General features: G+C 64.6%; 5 protein-coding genes. 1 reads left to right on the forward strand and 4 read right to left on the reverse strand.

What is annotated here, in order from left to right:
- Nucleotides 1–121: 121 nt before the first annotated feature.
- Genes rplS through SPR01S_RS20705 form a run of 3 tightly spaced genes read right to left on the reverse strand, consistent with a single transcriptional unit; the run spans nt 122 to nt 1,972 of the window.
- On the reverse strand, nt 122–502 hold the full coding sequence (rplS, locus tag SPR01S_RS20695; protein WP_066593670.1) for a 50S ribosomal protein L19: 381 nt from the start codon (nt 500–502) through the stop codon (nt 122–124).
- Nucleotide 503: 1 nt separating this feature from the next.
- Nucleotides 504–1,247, reverse strand: a complete 744-nt coding sequence (trmD, locus tag SPR01S_RS20700) for a tRNA (guanosine(37)-N1)-methyltransferase TrmD (protein ID WP_066593672.1) — start codon at nt 1,245–1,247, stop codon at nt 504–506.
- A complete protein-coding gene (locus tag SPR01S_RS20705) occupies nt 1,244–1,972 on the reverse strand; it encodes a metallophosphoesterase family protein (RefSeq protein ID WP_066593673.1) in 729 nt (242 codons plus the stop codon). The genes trmD and SPR01S_RS20705 overlap by 4 nt, the downstream gene beginning before the upstream one ends.
- 180 nt (nt 1,973–2,152) lie before the next feature.
- Here SPR01S_RS20705 and SPR01S_RS20710 point away from each other — a divergent pair, with 180 nt between their 5' ends.
- Entirely contained in the window at nt 2,153–3,448 is a 1,296-nt protein-coding gene (locus SPR01S_RS20710; RefSeq protein ID WP_066593674.1) for an Hsp70 family protein, read from the forward strand.
- A 20-nt stretch (nt 3,449–3,468) separates the two neighbouring features.
- Here SPR01S_RS20710 and rimM read toward each other — a convergent pair whose 3' ends face one another.
- Nucleotides 3,469–4,008 carry a ribosome maturation factor RimM gene (gene rimM, locus SPR01S_RS20715; RefSeq protein WP_066593675.1) on the reverse strand — a complete coding sequence of 180 codons (540 nt, stop codon included), beginning with the start codon at nt 4,006–4,008 and terminating at the stop codon, nt 3,469–3,471.
- Nucleotides 4,009–4,020 lie beyond the last annotated feature (12 nt).

The raw sequence follows: 4,020 nt of genomic DNA on the forward strand, positions 1-4,020 counted from the left end.
TCATTAGAGATAGATCAGACCGATCCGATCATGCCCTAATTCGAACCTACCGCGCCCAAACGCAAAAAGGGCGCGGAGGATGACCTCCGCGCCCCTTTCTATTCTCGCGAGAACGCGCTGCTTAGGCGGCGTTGTCGTTCCGCGTGTCGCGGCGCTCGGCGATACGCGCCGACTTGCCGGTACGGCCACGCAGATAATAGAGCTTGGCCCGACGCACCGCGCCCTTGCGGACGACTTCGATGCTGTCGATGTTCGGCGAATAGAGCGGGAAGACGCGCTCGACGCCCTCACCGAACGAAATCTTGCGCACGGTGAAGTTCGAACCCATGCCCTTGTTCGAACGCGCGATGCACACGCCTTCGTAATTCTGGACGCGGGTGCGTTCGCCTTCGACCACCTTCACGCCGACGCGCAGCGTGTCGCCCGGGCGGAATTCCGGGATTTTCTTGGCCTCTACGAACTTCGCAATGTTCTCGGCCTCGAGTTGCTGGATGATGTTCATCTCAGTCGTCCTTCTTTCGTCGCCGCGCGCCAGAGGGAGGCTGGACCCGAGCGCCCTCGTGGCGCTCCCAAAGATCCGGTCTCCGTAACCGTGTATCTGTCTCGGCCATCGACTTTCGCCAGGCCGCGATCTTCGCATGATCCCCCGATCGCAGCACTTCGGGGATCGTGCGCCCTTCCCATTCGACAGGTCGGGTATAATGCGGATATTCGAGAAGGCCGCTTTCGAAGCTCTCTTCATCTCCGCTGGAAGGCGCGCCCATTACGCCGGGAAGCAGCCGAATGCAAGCGTCCAGCAACACCAGGGCGCCCATCTCCCCACCCGACAGCACATAGTCGCCGATCGACACCTGTTCGATCGGCCGCGCATCGAACAAACGCTCGTCGAATCCCTCGAACCGGCCGCATAGCACTATCGCGCCGGGGCCGGCCGCGAGGTCACGGACGCGCGCCTGGGTGAGCGGCCTGCCGCGCGGAGTCATCGCGAGGATCGGGCGGCCGCCGGGACCTTGGGCGATGACGCTGTCGAGGGCGCTTGCCACCACGTCGGCGCGGAGGACCATTCCGGCTCCGCCACCGGCCGGCGTGTCATCGACCGTGCGATGCTTGTCGATCGCGAAATCGCGGATGTTGACCGCGTCGAGACTCCATTTGCCCTCGCCCAGCGCGCGCCCCGCCAGCGACGTGCCGAGCGGGCCGGGAAACATGTCGGGATAGAGGGTCAGCACGGTAGCGGCGAAAGTCATGCCATCCGCCCCGTCCTGAGCGCGATCGCCCAATTGGCACTGCCATTCGCTTCAGCGCGCCGGGCGGCCGCTTCATGATCATAGGCGATCGCGCGGAGCGTTACCTTTGTCCCCTCAACGATGGCGTATCGCGCCAGCGGGTCGCCATACTCGACCCGATAGGGCTCGGGGTGATCGTCGTCATAGGCCTGCAACCCGACCGAACCGGGATTGGCGATGGTCCGGCCATCTGCCAGCGTAGCGATACGCGGCAAATGGGTATGTCCACACAGTACCAAGCTCTCACTACAATCCCCTGCCCGCTCGCGCAGTTCGGCGTCCGTCGCCTCGCGAGCGCGACCGCCTTCGACAGTGTAGAGGAAGTGCGCGAGATCATTGGCCGGCGTGCCGTGACAGAGCAGCACGTCCGGATACAAATGCAGCGTCGGCGGCAGGCTCGCCAGCCATTGTAGGTGGCGGTCGCTCACGGCATCGCGGGCAAAAGCGTCGCTCGCGCCCATCCTTGCGCGGTCGATGGTCAGCAATTGGCGCTCATGGTTGCCCGCAATCGTCGGCCAGTCGAGATCGATCAATCGATCGGCGGTCTCCGCCGGCCAGAGCGGCCCCGACAGCGAATCTCCGAGATTGACGAAGCCGTTGCAGCCCTGCGCCTCGGCGTCGGCAATCACTGCCTCCAGCGCGGGCAGGTTGCCGTGGATGTCGGTGAGGACGGCGATCCGGCTCATGGAGCAAGGGCGACGAAATTGGGAGGAACGGCGGGCGACATCGTTCGACCATTGCCCGCGCCGCCCCGGACGGCAAGTGGCCGACCGGCCGGTTAAATAAAATGGCGCCTAATCAGTCACGTCAGCGCCGCATTTCAGCTTTTGCCGGCGATCGTCATTCCCGCTAGAGGCCCGCCGGCCATGAGTGACGCTACTTCCTCCGCGCTGGGATTCGATTTCGGCACCACCAATACCGTGGTGGCCCAATCCGATGGCGACACCGCCGAACTGATCATGTTCGACGGACCCGAGGGCAGCGACGCGGTATTCCGCTCCGCCTTGTGCTTCTGGGAAGAAGGCGATGCCCGGGCGGCGCTCGGCGCCGATGCCGGTCCCTGGGCGATCCGCGACTATCTCGACTTTCCCCAAGGCAGCCGCTTCATCCAATCGTTCAAGTCGGTTGCCGCCAGCCCGAGCTTCGAACATGCCACCATCTTCGAACGCCGCATGCGGTTCGAGGATCTCGGCCAGTTGTTCCTGCGCAAGCTGATTGCCCGGTCGGCTGGCCGATTGAGGCAGACCGCGTCACGCATCGTGGTCGGGCGTCCGGTCGAATTCGCCGGTAGCCGCCCCGACGAGGCGCTCGCCAAACAGCGTTACGACTTGATGTTCGCCGCGTTAGGCACCGACGTGCATTATGTCTACGAGCCGCTTGGCGCCGCGTTCAGCTACGCATCGCGAGTCACCGATCCGGCGACGATCCTTGTCGCCGATTTCGGCGGCGGGACCAGCGATTTCTCGGTCGTGCGGATCGAGGCGCCGGGCGCGCCACGCCGCTGCACGCCACTCGGCCATGCCGGCGTCGGCATTGCCGGCGATCGGTTCGACGCGCGGATCATCGACAATCTCGTGATGCCGATGCTCGGCAAAGGCGGATCCTATCGTTCGTTCGACAAGATACTCGATATTCCAGGCGGTTATTTCAGCGACTTCGCGGATTGGTCGAAGCTCGCCTTGATGCGCAATCGGCGCACCTTGGCCGAACTGGAAAAGCTTCGCCGCGCCGCGCTTGATCCGGCAGCGATCGGCCGGATGATTTCCGTGATCGATCAGGAACTCGGCTATCAATTATACGATGCGGTCGGCCAGCTCAAACGCGCTTTGTCGACAGCCGAGCACGCCCATTTCCATTTCGCCGGGGCTGGCCTTGCGATCGAGGCGGACGTTGCGCGCGACGAATTCGAAGCCTGGATCGCCTCCGATGTCGCACGAATAGAGGTCGCGGCCGACCGCGCGTTGACCACCGCGGGGATCGAGGCGAGAGACGTCGATCGCGTTTTCCTGACCGGCGGTACCTCGCTGACGCCGCGCATCCGGCGCTTGTTCGCCGATCGCTTCGGCGAGGAACGGATCGCGTCGGGCGGCGAACTGACCTCGATCGCACATGGATTGGCGCTGATCGGGCAACAGGAGGATCTGGCCGCCTGGGCGGTTTGACGCGCTACGGTCCGGCCGGATCAGCCCTGATCGGCATAGGCCGCAGCTACGACCAGCCTCTCGCTATTCCATTCGGGAACCGCTTCGGGGCGCATCGGCACCATGAAGCGCTTGGCGGGCTTGCCGCCCTCCACCGGTCGCTCGATCTCGATCACGTCGCCCGCGCCGAAATTCTCGATCAGGACGATATGGCCAAGCGCCTCACCGGCGTCAGACACGACCGGCAGGCCGAGCAGGTCGGCATGGTAATATTCGCCCTCGCCGAGCGGCGGCAGCGTGGAGCGCGGCACGGTGAGCTCGGTGCCGCGCAATTTCTCCGCCGCGGTGCGGTCGGCGATTTCAGCAAAGCGCGCGATCGCGCCCTGCGGCGTGATGCGCAGCGCTGTCAGCGTCAGCGCTCCCGCGTTGAAGCTTTTGTGCGGCTTCAGGTCCTCGGCGAAGACCTTGAGGCGGACCTCGCCCGCCACACCATGCGCCCCGGTAACGACGGCGAGCGTGACGGGCAAATCTCCCCTCCCACTTGTGGGAGGGGTCGGGGGAGGGTCTGTTTTTTGCGGCATCGCAGTCGACAT

This window comes from Sphingomonas pruni NBRC 15498 (assembly GCF_001598455.1).
GTDB classification, from domain to species: domain Bacteria; phylum Pseudomonadota; class Alphaproteobacteria; order Sphingomonadales; family Sphingomonadaceae; genus Sphingomonas; species Sphingomonas pruni.